Below are 18,861 nucleotides of genomic sequence, written 5' to 3'. Positions count from 1 at the left end.
ATGGCTGTCCTGACCGCCCCCGAACGGAAGTCCCCGGCCCGCACGCCCGCCAAGGGCAAGCGGGCCCGGGGCCCCCGGCGCACGCCCCCGCTGGTGCTCGTCTTCGTCCTGATCCCGCTCCTCGCCGAAGCGGTGTGGGTGTTCTGGCCCGCCCTCCAGGGCTTCTACCTCGCCCTCACCGACTGGGACGGCGTCTCCGCACCGCGCTTCGTAGGCCTGGACAACTTCCAGGAGATGGCCCACGACGAGGTCTTCCGCAGCGCCACCGGCCACACCGTCCTGTGGCTCGTCCTCTTCGGCGGCCTGTCCGCCCTGCTCGGCCTCGCCGCCGCCCTGCTGCTCCAGCAGGAGCGGCGCGGCGTCGGCTTCTACCGCGCGGCCCTGTTCCTGCCGGTCGTCTTCTCCCTGGTCGCCACCGCCCTGGTCTGGCAGGCGATCTACCAGCCCGACGGCGTCCTCAACCAACTCCTGCAGTCGGTGGGCCTCGGCAGCCTGCGCCACGCCTGGCTCGCCGACCAGGACACCGCCCTGTACGCGGTGATCGTGCCCGCGCTGTGGCGTCAGATCGGCTACGTCATGGTCCTCTACCTGGCCGGCCTCAAGGGCATCGACCCGGCCCTGTACGAGGCCGCCAAGGTCGACGGCGCGACCGCCTGGCAGCGTCTCCGGCACATCACCCTGCCCCAACTGCGCAGCGTCAACGCGGTCGTTCTGTCGGTCATCGTCATCGACTCGCTGCGCTCCTTCGACGTCGTGTGGTCGCTGACCCGCGGCGGCCCCTACCACTCGTCCGAGCTGCTGAGCACCTACATGTACTCGACCGCCTTCCAGTCCCTGCGCCTCGGCTACGGCTCCGCACTCGCCGTCGTCATCTTCGTGCTGGCCTTCGGCGTCATCTGTTCCTATCTCGTCCGCGCGTTCCGGGAGGCCGACTGATGTCCGCCAACTCCACGGCCCTGCGCCGCAGGCGGGCCGCGACCGCCGGATTCCACCTGGGCGCCGGGGCGTTGGCGATCCTGTGGCTGCTGCCCATCGCCCTGGTCCTGGTGACCAGCCTGCGCTCCTTCGACGACATCGCCGCCCACGGCCTGGGCAGTTGGCCGCACTCCTTCACCCTCGGCAACTTCCGTCAGGCCTGGGTCGACGGCGGCCAGCAGCGCGCCCTCATCAACAGCCTGGTCGTCACCATCCCCTGCGTCCTGATCACGCTGGCCCTCGCCGCCATGGCCGCGTTCGCTCTCAGCCGCTACGAACTCCCCTTCCGCCGCTCCCTGTTGCTCCTCATGCTCGGCGGCAACCTGCTCCCACCGCAGATCCTGCTCATCCCGGTGTCCAAGCTGAGCGAGGTCATGGGCATCTACGACACCCTGCCCGCGCTCATCGGCGTGCAGATCGGCTTCGGCGTCGGCTTCTACGTCTTCGTCCTGCACGGATTCATGCGGTCGATCCCGGTGGAGATCCAGCAGGCGGCGGTCGTCGACGGCGCCGGCCCCTGGCAGATCTTCTGGCGGATCATCCTCCCGCTGACCAGGCCCGCCCTGGCCGCGCTCAGCGCCCTGTCCTTCACCTGGATCTTCAACGACCTGCTCTGGGCGATCACCGTGCTGCGCAGCGACACCAAGATGCCGATCACCGCGGCACTCATCGGACTTCAGGGTCAGTACGTGTCGATGTGGAACGTCATCGCGGCCGGCTCGGTCATCGCTGCCGCGCCCACGGTCGCCGTGTTCCTGCGCTTCCAGCGGCACTTCGTGGCCGGGCTCAACCTGGGAGCGGTGAAGTGACGTACCAGCGCTGGACCTTGCGCACGGACAACACCAGCTACACCGTGCGCCTGTCCCCGGACGGCCCCTGGGCCGAACTCGACGCATGGGGACCGCTCGGCGTCGAGGACGGCCCGTCCGCCCTGGACCGGTCGAGGCGTACGCACTTCATCACCCCCGCCGACGCGGCACCGGCCGAGTATCTGCCGTACGGGCTGCGGCCGTTCACCGGATCGGAACTGGTGGCCTCGCGTCCGGACGGGGAAGACAGGGGCGTGTGGTGGGCGTTCGCCGGGGCCGAGGCGGACGAGGGTTCGCTGCGGCTCGCCTTCCACGACGAGCTGCTGGGCCTGCGGACCGTCCTCCACTACGAGACCGTGCCAGGCACGGACGTGATCCTTCGCTGGACCGAGTTCACCGCCACCGAGGAACTGCGCCTGGAGCGGCTCGACTCGGCCGCCGTGAACATCCCCGTCTCCGGCGTCGCCCGACTGACGTACCTCACGGGTCAGTGGTCGCAGGAGTTCCAGCGCACCCAACTCGACCTGCCCCGAGGCACGTTCACCATCGGCAGCCTCCAGGGCGCGCCTGGACACGGGTACGCGCCCTGGCTCGCGGTGCAGGACGGTGAGTCGCCGGCCGCGTACGGCATCGCCCTCGCCTGGCCCGGCAACTGGCACATCACCGCAGAGGCCGAGCCCGGCGGCTCCGTACGAGTGCGGGCAGGCCGGGTGCCGCACGAGGGGGTGGCCCTGCTCGCACCTGGCGAGACCCTCGCCACTCCACGACTGGCCTGCGCCTTCAGTCCGGAGGGCCTGGACGGACTCTCCCGCGTCTGGCACCGCTATGAGCGCCGGCTCTCCGGCGAACGCCTGCACCGCCCGCGCAAGGTGCTCTACAACTCCTGGGAGGCCACCGGCTTCGACGTCGAGGCGGCCGGGCAACTGGAGTTGGCGAAGACCGCCGCCGACATCGGCGCCGAGTTGTTCGTCGTGGACGACGGCTGGTTCACCGGGCGCGCCGACGACACCGGGGGCCTCGGCGACTGGTGGCCGGACCCGGCGGCCTTCCCACAGGGCTTCGACCAATTCGTCGCGGACGTACGGGCGTTGGGCCTGGACTTCGGCCTGTGGATCGAGCCCGAGGCCATCAGCCCCAAGAGCCGCCTGTACGCCGAACACCCCGAGTGGGTCTACCGGATCGAGGGCCGCCCCGGCCGGCTCGTCCGCAACCAGTTCCTCCTCGACCTCGGCCGGACCGACGTCCAGGACTTCGTGATCGAGACGCTCGACCGGCTGCTCGGCACGTACGACATCAGCTACCTCAAGTGGGACATGAACCGCCCGCCCACCGAGCGCGGGCGCCCCGGCGCCGGTCGCGTGGACCTCGATGCCGAGCATGCCGCCGGGTACCTGCGCGTCCTCGACCACCTCCGGTCCGCCCACCCCGACGTCACCGTCGAGGGCTGCGCGGGCGGTGGCGGGCGGATCGAGCACGCGACCATCGCGCGCACCGACGTGGTCTGGCCCAGCGACAACACCGCCCCGCTGGACCGGCTGTCCATCCAGTACGGCTTCCTGCACGCACACGCGCCGCACGTCATGAGCTCCTGGGTCACCGACGCGCCCGGTGTCTTCGATCCGCGCCCGCGCAGTCTCGCCTTCCGCTTCGTCAACGCCATGTGCGGGGTGCTGGGCGTCGGCGCCGACCTGCGCGCCTGGACGCCGGAGCAGCGGGCCGAGGCCGCGCGGTGGATCGCCCGGTACAAGGAGGTGCGGGACGTGATCCATCACGGCGAGGCACGGCTCCTCGGCACGCCGGAGGACCCGAGCTGCGGGGTGCAGTACGACGCCGGTGAGCGCACGGTCGTCGCCGCGCTGAGCACCGGGCGCCTCGACGGCGCCCCGCTCGTGCCGGGGCGTTCGGCCAGGCTCCGGCTGCGTGGACTCGACCCGACGGCGCGCTACCGGGACACGGCGACGGGGACGACGTACAGCGGAGCGCATCTGGTGCACTACGGGCTGCCGTTCGCCTGGAGCCGCGATCACGATGCCGACCTGGTCGTGCTGATGCGCGAGTGAGCCCCTTATGTTTCCAGGAAGCCTTTCCAGCAAGCCCTTGCTCGCCGAAGGACGCGAAGGAGTCGAACCTCGATGGACCAGTCCGCACGCCGGCCCGGCGCCCGTTTCACCGGCCGCACGGCCGTGGTCACCGGAGCGGCCTCCGGCATCGGAGCCGCCACGGCCGTACGTCTCGCCGAGGAGGGAGCAGCGGTCGTGCTCACCGATGTCGCCGAGGAGCGGGGCGAGGCGGTGGCGGAGCGGATCGGCAAGGACGGCGGCCGGGCGCGGTTCGTGACCGCCGATGTCGCGGTCGAGGAGGACTGGGCGCGTGTTGTTGGTGTCGCGCACACTTTCGGGCCTGTCGATGTGCTCGTCAGTAACGCCTTCACCGTCGACGTCACGCCCGCCCACGAGATGACCCTGCCGTCCTGGCAGCGGCAGCTCGACGTCAACCTGACCGGCAGCTTCCTCGGCTTCCGGGCGGTTCTGCCCGACCTGCGGGAACGCGCCGGGGCGGTGGTGCTGACCTCGTCCGTCCACGCCCACCGCGGAATCCCCGGGCACCCCGCCTACGCCGCCGCCAAGGGCGCCCTGCTCTCCCTGTGCGGGCAGCTCGCCGTCGAGTACGGGCCCGAGGTGCGCGTCAACGCCGTCGTGCCGGGGCCGATCCTCACCGGGGCCTGGGACCGGGTGCCCGAGGAGGAACGCGAGCAGAGCGTGGCCGAGACGGCCGCCCGGCGGTTCGGCACGCCGGAGGAGGTGGCCGCGGCCATCGCGTTCCTCGCCGCCGACGAGGCCTCGTACATCACCGGGACGAGCCTGGTCGTGGACGGCGGCTGGAGCGTAGTGAAGGCCTCCGCATGACCGCGCACCCGGCGAACCGGTCGTACCGGACGAACGAGAAAGGCTGTACGACATGAGCTCCTACGCCCGCCGCGGCGTGCACGGTCAGACCGTGGAGGCCCTCGCGCGCCGCATCCTCGGGGGTGCCATCCCCGAAGGGGCCACGCTCGACCTGGTGGCGCTGCAGAGCGAGCTGGACGTGAGCCTCACCGCCCTGCGCGAGTCGCTCAAGGTGCTCGCCGCCAAGGGGATGGTCGACGCCCGCCAGAAGCGCGGCACCTTCGTGCGCGCCCGCGCCGACTGGAACCTGCTCGATGCCGATGTGCTGCGCTGGCAGTTCGAGGGCGGCAGCACCACGGACGCCGACCGGGCGCTGCTGCACAACCTCGCCGAGGTGCGTTCCATCATCGAACCGGCCGCCGTCCGGCTCGCCGCCGAGCGGCGCACCGAGGACGATCTCGCCGCGCTGGAGGGCGCCCTGGACGCGATGGCCGAGCAGGACGCGGGCGCCTCGCACGCCGTCGACGCCGACCTCGCCTTCCACCGCGCCCTGCTCACCGCCACCCACAACGAACTCCTCGAACGCATGGAGATGGTCATCGAGTCGGGCCTCGCCCACCGCGACCGCATCGTGCACAGCTCCCCGCACAGCGAGGACCCGGTGCCCGCCCACCGCGCGGTCCTGGACGCCGTACGCGACCGGGACCCGCTCGCCGCCGAGGCCGCCATGCGAGCCCTGCTCGACCAGGCCGGCCGCGACCTCGACCGGGTCGGCACCACCGACGACGACACGGAAGGCTCACGAGCCAAGTGAAGATCACCCGCATCGAAACCTTCCTGGTCCCGCCGCGCTGGCTGTTCTGCCGCGTGGAGACCGACGACGGGGTGGTCGGCTGGGGCGAACCCGTCGTCGAGGGCCGCGCCGAGGTCGTCCGGGCCGCCGTCGACGTCCTGTCCGAGTACCTCGTCGGCCAGGACCCACTGCGCATCCAGGACCACTGGCAGGTGCTCACCAAGGGCGGCTTCTATCGCGGCGGCCCCGTCCTCTCCAGCGCCGTCGCCGGCATCGACCAGGCCCTGTGGGACATCGCCGGGAAGACGTACGGCGCCCCCGTGCACGCCCTGCTCGGCGGCCCCGTGCGCGACCGCGTCCGGGTCTACGCCTGGGTCGGCGGCGACGAACCCGCCGAACTCACCGACCAGATCGCCGAACAGGTCGAGGCCGGCTTCACCGCCGTCAAGATGAACGGCGCCGGCGCCACCTCGCCGCTCGCCACCGCCGCCGAGACCGCGGCCGTCGTCGCCCGCGTCGCCGCCGCCCGCGAGGCCCTCGGCCCCGACCGGGACGTCGCCGTCGACTTCCACGGCCGCTTCAGCGCGGCGAGCTCCCGCCGGGTGCTGGCCGAACTGGCCCCGCTGCACCCGCTGTTCGTCGAGGAACCCGTCGTCCCCGAGCAGAGCCACCTCCTCCCGGGCCTCGTCGCCTCGACCGCAGTGCCGCTCGCCACCGGCGAACGCCTCTACGGACGGGCCGAGTTCCTCCCCGTCCTCGCCGCCGGAGTCGCCGTCGCCCAGCCCGACCTCTCCCACGCCGGCGGCATCTCCGAGGTACACCGCATCGCCTCACTCGCCGAGACGTACGGCGCGCAGCTCGCCCCCCACTGCCCGCTCGGCCCGATCGCCCTCGCGGCCAGCCTCCAGGTCGCCTTCGCCACGCCCAACTTCCTTATCCAGGAACAGAGTCGAGGCATCCACTACAACAAGGACGCCGACCTCCTCTCCTACCTCGTCGACCCCGAACCCTTCCGCTTCGTCGACGGCCACGCCCCTCGCGGCGACGCGCCCGGGCTCGGCATCAGCGTCGACGAGGACGCGGTGCGGGCGGCCGACCGTACGGGGCATGCGTGGCGGAATCCGGTGTGGCGGCATGCCGACGGGTCGTTTGCGGAGTGGTGACGGTGGCTTCGTCTTCGAGGACCTTGAGGATCGTCACCGATCCGGCGCACGGCGGGCGTTGGACGTCGCTGCGGGCCGAGGGCGGGCGAGAAGGTGGGCGGGAGTGGCTGTGGCGGCGGGCGGATCCTGCGCGGGAGGGTGTGGTGCCGGGGGATGCGTTTGTGGATGTGGGTGGGGTTGAGGAGTGTGTGCCGACGGTTCGGGGGGTGCCGGATCACGGGGACGCGTGGGGGCGGGTCTGGTCGCGGGATGGGGATACGGAGAGTGTGCGGTGCGAGGGGTTCTCGCTGACGCGGACCGTCCGTGACGGAAGGGGCGAGGTCGAGGTCGACTACGTCCTGGCTGCCGACCCCGGGTTTCGATTCGTGTGGGCCGCGCATGCCCTGCTCGACCTCTCACCGCGGGCGACGCTGCACATGCCCGAGGGGGCGCGTACGCGGCTCTATCCGTCGGCGGACGGGCCCTGGGTGGAGGGGAGTTGGCCCGCGCCCAGGGGGGTGGCCCTCGACCGGCTCGGACCGGATGACGGTACGGCGGTCGGAGCGGTCGTGGAGGCTGACAGTTGCTGCGTTCACGACGACGAGGATCGGTTGACGTTGTCGGTGCGGGCGGCAGATGGTCAGCCGGTGTCGGTCGCGCTGTGGCGCAACCTCGGAGGCTTTCCCGCCGAACGCCCCTATCGCAGCACCGGCGTTGAGCCCATGGTCGGCCGCGTCTTCGACCTCGCCGAGGCGGGTCCCGGCGACGCTGGCCGGGTGCCGACGTCGGGTGAGGCGCGGTGGCGGCTCACGTTGAGTGCGGGGTGTGGGTGCGCTTGACGTGGATGCCCTTGATGTGGAGTGCGGGTGCCTCGGAGAGGCCGAGTGGTGGCGCCTTGACGAGCATGAACAACTGTCCCTGAAAGTACGTGAATTGGAGCCCCGTCCATGGACCTGCGAGCGTCCCTCGCCGCCCACCGCCTCGTCGCGATCGTGCGTGGAGATGATCCCGAAGCCGCGTTGAGCACCGTACTGACCCTTGCCGCGGAGGGCGTCGAGCTGATCGAGGTCTCCCTCACCGGCAAGGACGCGCTCACCGTCATCGAGCGGGCCCGGCAGGCCCTCGGCCCGGACCGCCCCCTCGGCGCCGGTACCGTCCTCACCGCCGCCGACGCCCGGGCCGCCCACCGTGCCGGCGCCGACTTCGCCGTCACTCCCGCGTTGGGTGAAGGGGTGGGCGCGGCGAGGGAGTTGGGCATGCCGGTGGTGGCCGGAGTGATGACCCCGACCGAGATCGTGGCCGCCCGCGCTTTCGGCGCCGCCGCGCTGAAGATCTTCCCGGCGGCCGAGGCCGGCGGTCCTGCCTATCTCAAGGCGTTGCGGGGGCCGTTCCCGGAGGAGTCGTTCGTGCCGGTGGGTGGGGTGGATGAGGTGGCGGCTCGCGCGTATCTGGCGGCCGGGGCTATTGCGGTGGGGGTGGGTTCGCCTCTCGTCGGCGACGCCGCCGACGGTGGAAGTCTCGACGAGTTGCGGGCGCGGGCTCGTGTTTTCCGGGGCGTCACAGGGGAGTTCGCGCTGTGATCGAGACTTTCAGCCCTCAAGTCCTCCACCCCGACCGGCTGGAACTCGGTGAGGGCATCCGCTGGACCGACGACGGCATCATCCTCGTCGACATCCTCGCGGGCCGGTTGCTGTACGCCCCCGAGGAGCCCGGAGCGCCCCTGCGCGAGTTGGCCCAACTGCCCTTCCCGCTCGGGGCGGTGGCGCCCGTGGCCGGCCGGCCCGGCACCTGGATCGCCGCCGCCGACACCGGAATCTGTCAGCTCGGGTCGGACGGTTCCACCACCTGGCTGGCCCGGCCGGAGGACGACGCCTCGCTGCCCATGCGCATGAACGACGCGACCGCCGATCCGTCCGGCCGGTTCTGGGCGGGCAGCATGGCGTACGGCGCCGACGAGGGGGCCGGTTCGCTGTACCGGGTCGACCACGACGGCACGGTGAGTCGTGTGCTCGACGGCGTCAGCGTGCCCAACGGGCCCGTGTTCACGGCCGACGGGACCGGCATGTACCTCGCCGACAGCGGGCGGGGGATCGTGCGACGGTATCCGGTGGACCCGGCGACGGGTGGTCTCGGGGACCCCGAGACGTTCGTGACCGTGGACGAGGGCAGCCCGGACGGCATGGCCGTCGACCGCGAGGGCGCCGTGTGGATGGCGGTGTGGGGCACCGGAACCGTGCGCCGTCATCTGCCGGACGGGAGCCTCGACCGGACGGTGCGGTTGCCCGCGCGACAGCCTGCGGGGGTGTGCCTTCGGGAGGACGTCCTCTACATCACCAGTGCCACCGTGGGGCTGACCGACCCCGGCCCCGACGACGGCGCGCTCTTCGCCGTCCGGGTGGAGGTGCCGGGCCGCCCGGCATCTGCCTACCGACCCGAGCAGGCGCCGAAGCCGGAGGTGGCATGAGCACGGGTTGGCGTCCCGCTGACGGCCCGGTCGTCTGCGTCGGCGAGACCATGGCCGCGCTGGCCCCCACCCCTCCCGAATCGCTGGACGGCGTCGACGAGTTGCGCCTGTCGGTGGCCGGTGCGGAGTCCAACGTCGCCATGTACCTCGCAGACCTGGGCCGTCCCGTCTCCTGGCTCTCCGCCCTCGGCGACGATGCCTTCGGCAGGCGGGTCCGTGCGGCCGTTGCCGCGGCGGGCGTAGACGTGACCGGCGTACGGACCGACCCCGAGCGGCCCACCGGTCTGCTGGTGAAGGACCCGCGCCCCGAGCGCACCCGCGTCCACTACTACCGCACGGGATCGGCGGCCTCGGCCCTCGGCCCCGACGTCCTGGACGACGTGAGGCTGCGGTCGGCGTCCCTCCTGCACCTCAGCGGGATCACCCCGGCTCTCTCCCCGTCCTGTCGGGACCTGGTGCGACGGGCGCTCGACACCCCGCCGAACTCACGCCCGTACGCCATCAGCTTCGACGTCAACCACCGCCCCGCCCTGTGGCCGGACGACGCCACGGCCGCCACGGTGCTGCGGGAGCTGGCAGACCGGGCCGACATCGTCTTCGTCGGCCTCGACGAGGCGCAGGAGTTGTGGGGGGCGGACCTCCAACCGGACGGTGTGCGGCGGCTGTTGGCGGGCCCGCGCATCCTCGTCGTCAAGGACGGCGGCCGTGCCGCGCACGCGTTCTCTGCCGAGGACGGGAGCGAGGTAGAGGTCGAGGTCGAGTGCACCGTGCCCGCCCTGCCGACGGACGTCGTCGAGCCCGTCGGCGCGGGCGACGCCTTCGCCGCCGGTTTCCTGGCCGGTCTGCTGCGCGGCGACGACCTGCGACGCGCCCTGCGGCTGGGGCACATCACGGCCGCGTCCGCGCTCAAAGTGACCGGGGATCACGGGCCGTTGCCGGACGCCGTCACGATTGAGCGGCTGCTCGGCGCCGCAGACGGAGACTGGGTGAACGCAGGACAGCCGTCACCGGGCGCAACAGCCGACCGGCATCGGCCCGGTAGGGCCTCATAGCCGACCGGCCTCGCCCCCACGCCCACCTCACGTCGGCTGCGGGGTGAGCCGCTTGTGCCCCTTGCGGTCGTAGTACCGCGTCATCGCGAAGCCGAAGAGCAGGGCGAGGGCCGTGCCGATGGCGATCATGATCCAGGAGCGGGTGAGGCCGGCGTCGCCGCGGGCGTTGAAGTAGAGGACGGCTCGGACCCCGTCGCTGAGTTGGCGCATGGGCTCGAAGTGGGAGAGGAACCGGTAGAAGCCGGGGACCGCCTGGAGGGGGACCGTCGCGCCCGAGGACGGCAGGCCCAGGACGATGAACACGAACATGGACACCAACTGGCCGATCCCGCCGAACGCCGCGTTGATGGCCTGCACGCCCAGGCCGACGGCGAGGGCGGCGCAGTAGGAGAAGATCCACAGCAACGGGATGTGGGTGGCGTCCATGCCGAGGATCGCGATCGTGGCGACCATGACCAGCGTGACGGTCACGACCGTGATGCCCGCGGTCATCGCCATCTTCAGCAGCAGCGTCTGGGTGCGGTTGATGGGGACGGTCGGGCGCCGGGTGTGCCAGGGGCCGATCTCGTTGTCGGCGTAGCCGAGGGACGTGTCGACGGCGTTGCTGATGACGTTGCCGCCGAGGAAGCCGGCCAGGACGAGCAGCAGCGTGTAGTAGAAGGCGCTGAGGCCGAGGCCGCTGTGGTCGCCGAGGGGATGGCCCACCTGGGTGACGACGTTCACCGGGTCGGCGAGCAGCAGCTTGGTGGTGGAGTCGGCCCGGGTACCGGCCGCCGACGTGAGCTGCCTGCCGATGGACTGCGAGGCCTGGTGCGCCGCCTGCATGGTGATCTGACTGGCCAGCGAGGAACCCAGGCTGCCCTTGCCCGGGTTGGTGAGGACCGTGATCGTCGGTCGCGCGGTGGCACCGGTCGTGGTCAGTGCCGTGACCGAGTCGGTGAAGCCGGCGGGGATGACCAGGGCGCCGTAGATCCGGCCGGAGTCGAGCTGGTCCTGCGCCTGCGCTCGGGTCAGGGTGCGCCAACCGGCCTTGCCGCCCGCGGAGTTGGCGGTGACGGCACCGGCCACCTGCGTGCCCAGGTTCTGTCGCTGTCCGGTCGGCGGCTTACCGGTGTCGGAGTTGACGACGCCGATCGGGAGGTCGTGCAGGTCGCGCTGCGGGTTGACGACGCCGCCCATGTAGAGGAGGGACAGCAGCAGGGCGAGCACGCCGGTCAGGACGGACGGCATCACCCACAGCTTGGTGTGGCCCAGCAGCTTGGTGGCACGGACCTCGGGGTCGGCATCGGCCATGGTGGTCCTCGGGGTAGCGGGCGGCGGCTGTTCGGCGTACGGCGTTCGGTCTTCATGGTCGAGCGTTCAGCGTTCAGACATCAGCGTTCAGAGTTTTCGGCATTCGGCGCCTCTTCGCATCCCGAACCCGCTCGCACGGATGTACGTCCCCACAGGCAACCCACAGCACCATCGGGCCCTCATACCCGGTGAACAGACCCGCGTACCGAAGTCGTCCACGGGTGGCGACGCACCGAGAGGAGTGCTCGTTGGACGGCTTCGAGACCCCCACCGCCGGCAGCAGACCGTCCGAGGAAGCAGCCGACGCCGCACCGCGCACCGCACTGTCCCGCCGCCGTTTCATGGTCTACTCGCTCGCCGCCTCCACCCTCACCATCGCCGCCCCCCTCGGCTGCGACACCTCCACTGCCCAGGGCGCCACCCCGTCCGCCGCCCCCGCCGCCTCCGACGTCCTCGTGACCGGCACCGACGAGGAGATGCTCGTCCTGGAGGTCACCGCGGCCAACAAGGTGGTCGTGCGGCTGCCGCGGCTCGAGGTCGGTCAGGGCATCACCACCGCCGTCGCCATGATGATCGCCGAGGAACTGGACGCCCGGATCGCCGACGTCGACATCCCGCTCGCCGACGCCCGCACCCGGGGCAACCAGTACACCGGCGGCTCCAACTCGGTCAGTTCGCTCTACGGCCCCGCCCGCGCCCTCGCCGCGACCGCCCGAGCCCGACTGGTGACCGCCGCCGCCCGGCGTTGGCGCGTCCCCGCGTGGAGTCTGCGCACCCGGGACACGATGGTCATCGGGCCGGGCGGCCGCACCGCCACGTTCGGCTCCCTCAGCGCGAGCGCCGCCACGATCCGCCGGACCTCCGTGTCCAGCAAGCCGAAACCGGCCGCCAAGCACAAGGTGATCGGCCGGCCGACGACCCGGATCGACGCCCGGGCCATCGTGACCGGCGAGGCGAAGTACGCCGGTGATGTGACCGTGGCCGGGGTGAAGCCGACCGTGGTGGCCCGGCCGCCGACGATCAGGGGGAAGGTCGTCTCAGTCGACGACCGGGCCGCCCGTGCCCTGCCGGGCGTGCGTGCCGTGGTCCGCATACCGGGCGGTGTCGCGGTCGTGGCCGACTCCTTCCACCACGCCTTCGAGGCGCGCGACGCCCTCAAGATCAAGTGGGCGCCCGGCCCGCTGGCCGGTCTGTCCGACGCGGCCGTGCGTTCCCGACTCAAGGCCGCCGTGCCCCGGTTGGGCACCCCGCCGAGCGGATCCACGCAGGTCCAGGGCGAGTTCGAGTTCGCCTTCGTCAGTCACGCGCCGATGGAGGTGCTGACCGCGGTCGCCGATGTGCGTGCCCACAAGGCCGAGTTCTGGTTCTCCACCCAGACGCCGATGGAGGCGAGGGACGCCGTGGCCTCGGCGGTCGGGCTGCCCGCGAGCGCGGTACGGGTCCATGTCCTGCGTGGCGGCGGCTCGTTCGGGCGGCGGCTCAACTACGACGCCGCGATCGAGGCCGCCCTGATCTCCAAAGCCGCGGGCCGGCCGGTCAAGTTGATGTGGAGCCGCAACGACGACATCCGGCACGGACGGATGCGCCCCGCCAGCCACCACCGAATACGCGCCAGCCACAAGGACGGCCGGGTGGTCGCCTTTACGCACTCGATGGCCTCGGTGAGCGAGTCGTCCGAGGGCAAGGGCGTCGTCAATCAGGCTGCTTTCCGCGGACGGTTGTCGGCGGGGCCGGCGCCCAGCGACTCCGGCCTCTACAACTTCGGCCGTATCTCCGGGGATTGGGGCGGGATCGAGCTTGCGATACCGCTCGGCGCCTGGCGCTCGGTGGACTCCGGGACGATGCGGACGGCGGAGGAGATCGTCGTGGACGAGGTCGCCGCGAGCCTGGGGCAGGACGCGGTCGAGTTCCGTCGTACGACTCTGCGGAACAAGGCGGTGAAGGCCGTACTCGACAAGGTGGCCGCCGCCGGGCAGTGGGGGCGGTCGCTGCCCGCCGGGCACGCGCAGGGCGTCGCCGTGCACGAGGAGTACGGGTCCTGCGTGGCGTGCCTCGCCGAGATCGACGCCACCGATCCGAAGAACCCGCGCGTGACCAAGGTGGTGATGGCGGCCGACGTCGGCCGGGCCGTCAACCCGCGCGGCCTTGAGGCCCAGCTCATGGGCACCGCCATCGACGGGATCTCGACCGTGCTGCAAGCGGGCCTGCACCTCGATCGGGGTGCCGTCCGCGAGGGCAGTTTCGCCGACTTCCACTGGGCCCGCCAACGGCACGCTCCGCTGCACTTCGAGGCCCACGTCATGCCGGCCAAGGGGGACCCGGGCGGGGCCGGAGAACTCGGCGTACCGGCCGCCTCCGGTGCCGTCGCCAACGCGTACGCCCGAGCGACGGGCACCAAACCGCGCCGCTTCCCCCTGAACTTCTGAGCACCGTCCCAGCTCAGTCCGATCACTCACTCGACCAGCCCTCGCCTCCGAGAAGGTACCGATGCCCTCCCACTCCTTCACCCTCAACGGCAAGCCGGTCACCGTCGAGGCGCCCGCCGACATGCCGCTGCTGTGGGTGCTGCGCGACCTGCTGCACGTCACCGGGCCCAAGTACGGCTGCGGTGTCGGCGTCTGTCGCGCCTGTACGAGCCATCTCGACGGGGAGGAGATCCAGCCCTGCGTCGTCAAGGTCGAGGACTGCCAGGACCGTAAGGTCACCACCATCGAAGGGCTGGCCGACGGCGACACCCTGCACCCCGTGCAGCAGGCCTGGATGGACTGTGACGTGTCCCAGTGCGGCTTCTGCCAGCCCGGGCAGATCATGGCCGCGGCGGCCCTGCTGAAGCGGACCTCGCACCCGACCGATGCCGACATCGACCGCATCGAGAACGTCTGCCGCTGCGGCACATACGCCCGGATCCGCGAAGCGATCAACAAGGCGGCCTCGGAAATCACCCCTTGAGTGGCCCGGCTCACATGGCCAGACGGCGACGTCACCGACACCATGGTGCACGTCACCGGCAGGCTGAAGGGAGCGGCGATGTTCCGCAAGGTACTGGTCGCCAACCGTGGTGAGATCGCGATCCGGGCATTTCGGGCCGGCTATGAGCTGGGTGCCCGGACGGTCGCGGTCTTTCCGCACGAGGACCGCAATTCGCTGCACCGGCTCAAGGCCGACGAGGCCTACGAGATCGGCCAGCCCGGGCATCCGGTGCGGGCGTATCTCTCCGTCGAGGAGATCGTCCGCGCGGCGCGCAAGGCCGGCGCGGACGCCGTCTACCCGGGGTACGGGTTCCTGTCCGAGAACCCCGAGCTGGCGAAGGCCTGCGAAGAGGCGGGCATCACCTTCGTCGGGCCGGACGCGCACACCCTGGAGCTGACCGGCAACAAGGCCCGTGCCGTGGCCGCGGCCCGCGCGGCCGGCGTACCGGTGCTCGGCTCCTCCGCGCCCTCCAACGACGTGGACGAGCTGGTCCGCGCCGCCGAGGAGGTCGGCTTCCCGGTGTTCGTGAAGGCGGTCGCCGGCGGTGGCGGACGCGGTATGCGGCGGGTCGAGGACCCGGCCACGCTGCGCGAGTCCATCGAGGCGGCGTCCCGCGAGGCGGCGAGCGCGTTCGGCGATCCGACCGTCTTCCTGGAGAAGGCCGTCGTCGATCCCCGCCACATCGAGGTGCAGATCCTCGCCGACGGCGAGGGCAACGTCATCCACCTCTTCGAGCGCGACTGCTCGGTCCAGCGCCGCCACCAGAAGGTCATCGAGCTGGCTCCCGCGCCCAACCTCGACCCGGCCCTGCGCGACCGTATGTGCGCCGACGCGGTCCGCTTCGCCCGCGAGATCGGCTACCGCAACGCGGGCACCGTCGAGTTCCTGGTCGACCCCGCGGGCAACCACGTCTTCATCGAGATGAACCCGCGCATCCAGGTCGAGCACACGGTCACCGAAGAGGTCACCGACGTCGACCTCGTCCAGGCCCAGCTGCGCATCGCGGCCGGCGAGACCCTCGCCGACCTCGGCCTGTCCCAGGAGACGGTCACCCTGCACGGCGCGGCCCTCCAGTGCCGTATCACCACCGAGGACCCCGCCAACGGCTTCCGCCCGGACACCGGCCGCATCAGCGCCTACCGCTCGCCCGGCGGTTCGGGCATCCGCCTCGACGGCGGAACCACCCACGCGGGTACGGAGATCAGCGCGCACTTCGACTCCATGCTGGTCAAACTCACCTGCCGGGGCCGGGACTTCAAGACGGCGATCAGCCGGGCCCGGCGTGCCGTGGCCGAGTTCCGTATCCGCGGTGTGGCCACCAACATCCCGTTCCTGCAAGCCGTGTTGGACGACGCGGACTTCCAGGCCGGGCGGGTCACGACCTCGTTCATCGAGCAGCGCCCGCACCTGCTGACCGCCCGCTCCTCCGCCGACCGCGGCACCAAGCTGCTCACCTATCTGGCCGACGTGACGGTGAACAAGCCGCACGGCGAGCGGCCCGACCTGATCGACCCGACCACCAAGTTGCCCCCGCTGCCCGCCGGCGAGCCGGCCGCCGGTTCGCGCCAGCGACTCGTCGAACTCGGCCCCGAGGGCTTCGCCCGCCGGCTGCGCGAGTCGCCGACCATCGGCGTCACCGACACCACCTTCCGCGACGCCCACCAGTCCCTGCTCGCCACCCGGGTGCGCACCAAGGACCTCCTCGCGGTCGCCCCGGCGGTCGCCCGCACCCTGCCCGAGCTGCTCTCCCTGGAGTGCTGGGGCGGGGCCACGTACGACGTGGCGCTGCGCTTCCTCGCCGAGGACCCGTGGGAGCGGCTCGCCGCACTGCGCGAGGCCGTCCCCAACATCTGTCTGCAGATGCTGCTGCGCGGGCGCAACACCGTCGGCTACACCCCGTACCCGACCGAGGTGACCGACGCCTTCGTGCAGGAGGCCGCCGCCACCGGCATCGACATCTTCCGCATCTTCGACGCGCTCAACGACGTCGGCCAGATGCGCCCCGCCATCGACGCCGTACGCGAGACGGGCACCGCGATCGCCGAGGTCGCCCTCTGCTACACCTCGGACCTGTCCGACCCGAACGAGCGTCTGTACACGCTGGATTACTATCTCCGGCTCGCGGAGCAGATCGTCGAGGCGGGCGCGCACGTCCTGGCCGTCAAGGACATGGCGGGACTGCTGCGCGCCCCGGCCGCCGCCAAGCTCGTATCGGCGCTGCGGCAGGAGTTCTCTTTGCCGGTGCACCTGCACACCCACGACACGGCGGGTGGCCAGCTCGCGACCTACCTGGCCGCGATCCAGGCGGGCGCGGACGCGGTGGACGGCGCGGTCGCGTCCATGGCGGGCACCACCTCGCAGCCCTCCCTCTCGGCGATCGTCGCCGCGACCGACCACTCCGAGCGCCCCACCGGCCTCGACCTCCAGGCCGTCGGCGACCTGGAGCCCTACTGGGAGAGCGTCCGCAAGATCTACGCCCCGTTCGAGGCGGGCCTCGCCTCCCCGACCGGCCGCGTCTACCACCACGAGATTCCCGGCGGCCAGCTCTCCAACCTGCGCACCCAGGCCGTCGCGCTCGGCCTCGGCGACCGGTTCGAGGACATCGAGGCGATGTACGCCGCCGCCGACCGCATCCTCGGCCACCTGGTGAAGGTGACCCCGTCGTCCAAGGTGGTCGGCGACCTCGCCCTGCATCTCGTCGGCGCCGGAGTGAGCCCCGACGACTTCGAGACGAGCCCCAACCGCTACGACATCCCCGACTCCGTCATCGGCTTCCTGCGCGGCGAACTCGGTACCCCGCCCGGCGGTTGGCCGGAACCCTTCCGCAGCAAGGCACTTGAGGGCCGCGCCGCCGCCAAGCCCGTGCAGGAGCTGTCCACCGAGGACCGCGACGGCCTGGAGAAGACCCGGCGCTCGACCCTCAACCGCCTCCTGTTCCCCGGCCCGACCCGCGACTACGAGACGCACCGCCAGGCCTACGGCGACACCAGCGTCCTCGACAGCAAGGACTTCTTCTACGGCCTGCGCCCGGGCAAGGAGTACGCCGTCGACCTCGAACCCGGCGTCCGGCTCCTCATCGAACTGGAGGCCGTCGGCGAGGCCGACGAACGCGGCCTGCGGACCGTGATGTCCACGCTGAACGGGCAGTTGCGCCCCATCCAGGTCCGCGACACCTCCGCCGCCTCCGACATCCCGGTCACCGAGAAGGCCGACCGGGGCAACGCGGGCCATGTCGCCGCGCCCTTCGCCGGCGTCGTCACCCTCGCGGTCGCCGAGGGCGACGAGGTGGCGGAAGGCGCGACCGTCGCCACGATCGAGGCGATGAAGATGGAGGCCGCGATCACGGCGACGAAGGCCGGCCGGGTGTCCAGGCTCGCCATCAACCGCATCCAACAGGTGGAGGGCGGGGACCTGTTGGTCGAGATCGGCTGACGGTCAGCCCTTCCGAGCCGTCGCCGCGAGGGCCTTGAACTCCTCCCACCGCACCCGGGGGCGTTCGAGGCCGCGGCGCTCCAGGTAGCGGTTCGTGGCCTGCTTGGTGTGGCGCAGCAGTCGTATCGTGTCGCTCGGCCGGCCCGTGCCCATCGGCTCGACCACCTTCTCGGGCACCAGCAGCCAGCCGTCGTCGGTCTCCCGCAACTCGCCCCGGACGAGGGCGTTCTGCAAGTGGTTGATCCGCTCGTCGTGCCGGTGCACCAGCAGGGAGGCGGGACCCGGCTTCGCGGCGCAGTCGGCGGGGACCTCCACCGCGAAGCCGTCCGCGGTCGGCACCGGCCGGGTCCGGGCGAGCACGGGTGCGCCGGAACCGTCGCGGGCGGCCAGTACCGCCGTCGGGAAACGGGCCAGCTGCGCGGCGCCCGGCAGTGGGCTGTCCACGGCCGGCCCGGAGTCGTGGTCCGGCGCCAACGGGGCGCGGACGACGACCTGTTCGGGTGTGACGGTGATCAGGAGCCGCAGGTAGTACCACTCCGTGAGCCGTCTCATCGGGGCCGAGAGGTACGAGCGGCTGTGCGGCTGCCGCTCGAACAGCATCCGCCAGTAGTCCTCGGCGCCCTCGGGACCCGTCATGACGGTGTCGGGGCAGTCGGCCCGGCCGGCGACGAAGATCTGCGGGGCGTGGTCGAGACCGCTGCCGGTGGGGTCGGAGAAGAGCAGAGCGACGCGCGGGTCGCGGCGCACGTTCAGCGCCTTCTGCGCGAAGGCGAGGGACGTGGTCAGCAGCAGCGTCCCGTCCTCGCGGCGCCACACCGCCGTCGGCCACACCAGCGGCGTGCCGTCCCGGCCGAGGGTGACGAACTCGCAGGTCCGGTAGGCGCGCAGCACGCCGGGAGGGGCGGAGTCGAGTACGAACACGTTTCTTGCTCCAACGATCGTTCACGGCAATGGCGCTCACAGCTTCCCGGCTTCCGCTTGGCACCGGCTTGGCGTCCGCTTGGCGCCCCCCTCGCCGGCGCTGAGCAGCACGTTTATCGTCCGTT

The 18,861-nt window shown here is 71.7% G+C and carries 15 protein-coding genes; 13 read left to right on the top strand and 2 right to left on the bottom strand.

The genetic code is table 11. The features are described 5' to 3' along the window. The 10 genes from M2283_RS27145 (at position 1) to M2283_RS27100 (ending at position 10,120) form a co-directional block, all read left to right on the top strand. Positions 1-936: a carbohydrate ABC transporter permease gene (locus tag M2283_RS27145; protein ID WP_280878999.1), complete on the top strand. Its 936-nt coding sequence runs from the start codon at positions 1-3 to the stop codon at positions 934-936. Then, positions 936-1,784 (top strand): carbohydrate ABC transporter permease, encoded by an 849-nt coding sequence (locus M2283_RS27140; RefSeq protein WP_280878998.1) that lies wholly within the window; start codon positions 936-938, stop codon positions 1,782-1,784. Before M2283_RS27145 ends, M2283_RS27140 begins: the two co-directional genes overlap by 1 nt. Then, positions 1,781-3,844: an alpha-galactosidase gene (locus M2283_RS27135; RefSeq protein ID WP_280878997.1), complete on the top strand. Its 2,064-nt coding sequence runs from the start codon at positions 1,781-1,783 to the stop codon at positions 3,842-3,844. Before M2283_RS27140 ends, M2283_RS27135 begins: the two co-directional genes overlap by 4 nt. Before the next feature lie 72 nt (positions 3,845-3,916). After that, positions 3,917-4,690: an SDR family NAD(P)-dependent oxidoreductase gene (locus tag M2283_RS27130; RefSeq protein WP_280878996.1), complete on the top strand. Its 774-nt coding sequence runs from the start codon at positions 3,917-3,919 to the stop codon at positions 4,688-4,690. A 52-nt stretch (positions 4,691-4,742) separates the two neighbouring features. Then, positions 4,743-5,483, top strand: a complete 741-nt coding sequence (locus M2283_RS27125) for a FadR/GntR family transcriptional regulator (protein ID WP_280878995.1) — start codon at positions 4,743-4,745, stop codon at positions 5,481-5,483. Beyond that, on the top strand, positions 5,480-6,625 hold the full coding sequence (gene dgoD, locus M2283_RS27120) for a galactonate dehydratase (protein ID WP_280878994.1): 1,146 nt from the start codon (positions 5,480-5,482) through the stop codon (positions 6,623-6,625). Before M2283_RS27125 ends, dgoD begins: the two co-directional genes overlap by 4 nt. A 2-nt stretch (positions 6,626-6,627) precedes the next feature. Then, a complete protein-coding gene (locus M2283_RS27115) occupies positions 6,628-7,443 on the top strand; it encodes a hypothetical protein (RefSeq protein WP_432423129.1) in 816 nt (271 codons plus the stop codon). A gap of 108 nt (positions 7,444-7,551) precedes the next feature. Beyond that, positions 7,552-8,184, top strand: a complete 633-nt coding sequence (locus M2283_RS27110; RefSeq protein ID WP_280878993.1) for a bifunctional 4-hydroxy-2-oxoglutarate aldolase/2-dehydro-3-deoxy-phosphogluconate aldolase — start codon at positions 7,552-7,554, stop codon at positions 8,182-8,184. Next, positions 8,181-9,068, top strand: a complete 888-nt coding sequence (locus tag M2283_RS27105; protein ID WP_280878992.1) for an SMP-30/gluconolactonase/LRE family protein — start codon at positions 8,181-8,183, stop codon at positions 9,066-9,068. The genes M2283_RS27110 and M2283_RS27105 overlap by 4 nt, the downstream gene beginning before the upstream one ends. After that, positions 9,065-10,120 carry a sugar kinase gene (locus M2283_RS27100; protein WP_280878991.1) on the top strand — a complete coding sequence of 352 codons (1,056 nt, stop codon included), beginning with the start codon at positions 9,065-9,067 and terminating at the stop codon, positions 10,118-10,120. The genes M2283_RS27105 and M2283_RS27100 overlap by 4 nt, the downstream gene beginning before the upstream one ends. Before the next feature lie 27 nt (positions 10,121-10,147). Here M2283_RS27100 and M2283_RS27095 read toward each other — a convergent pair whose 3' ends face one another. Further along, positions 10,148-11,413 (bottom strand): YhgE/Pip domain-containing protein, encoded by a 1,266-nt coding sequence (locus M2283_RS27095; protein WP_280878990.1) that lies wholly within the window; start codon positions 11,411-11,413, stop codon positions 10,148-10,150. A gap of 341 nt (positions 11,414-11,754) precedes the next feature. On the opposite strand from M2283_RS27095, the gene M2283_RS27090 reads away from it, so the two are divergent. From M2283_RS27090 to M2283_RS27080, 3 genes are all read left to right on the top strand, one after another. Continuing rightward, the gene (locus M2283_RS27090) at positions 11,755-13,839 is read left to right on the top strand and encodes a xanthine dehydrogenase family protein molybdopterin-binding subunit (protein ID WP_280879092.1); all 2,085 of its coding nucleotides are present in this window, start codon (positions 11,755-11,757) and stop codon (positions 13,837-13,839) included. A gap of 61 nt (positions 13,840-13,900) precedes the next feature. Then, positions 13,901-14,362, top strand: coding sequence for a (2Fe-2S)-binding protein (locus tag M2283_RS27085; RefSeq protein WP_280878989.1), 462 nt, complete (start codon positions 13,901-13,903; stop codon positions 14,360-14,362). Between the two features lie 78 nt (positions 14,363-14,440). Next, positions 14,441-17,815, top strand: a complete 3,375-nt coding sequence (locus tag M2283_RS27080; protein WP_280879091.1) for a pyruvate carboxylase — start codon at positions 14,441-14,443, stop codon at positions 17,813-17,815. A 3-nt stretch (positions 17,816-17,818) separates the two neighbouring features. On the opposite strand, the gene M2283_RS27075 is transcribed toward M2283_RS27080, so the two are convergent. After that, entirely contained in the window at positions 17,819-18,736 is a 918-nt protein-coding gene (locus tag M2283_RS27075) for a pyridoxamine 5'-phosphate oxidase family protein (RefSeq protein ID WP_280878988.1), read from the bottom strand. Positions 18,737-18,861: the final 125 nt, after the last annotated feature.

It is taken from the genome of Streptomyces pseudovenezuelae (genome assembly GCF_029892565.1).
Classification (GTDB): Bacteria; Actinomycetota; Actinomycetes; order Streptomycetales; family Streptomycetaceae; genus Streptomyces; species Streptomyces pseudovenezuelae_A.
Note: the sequence above shows the minus strand (reverse complement) of the source record. Positions and strands in the feature narration are given on the sequence as shown.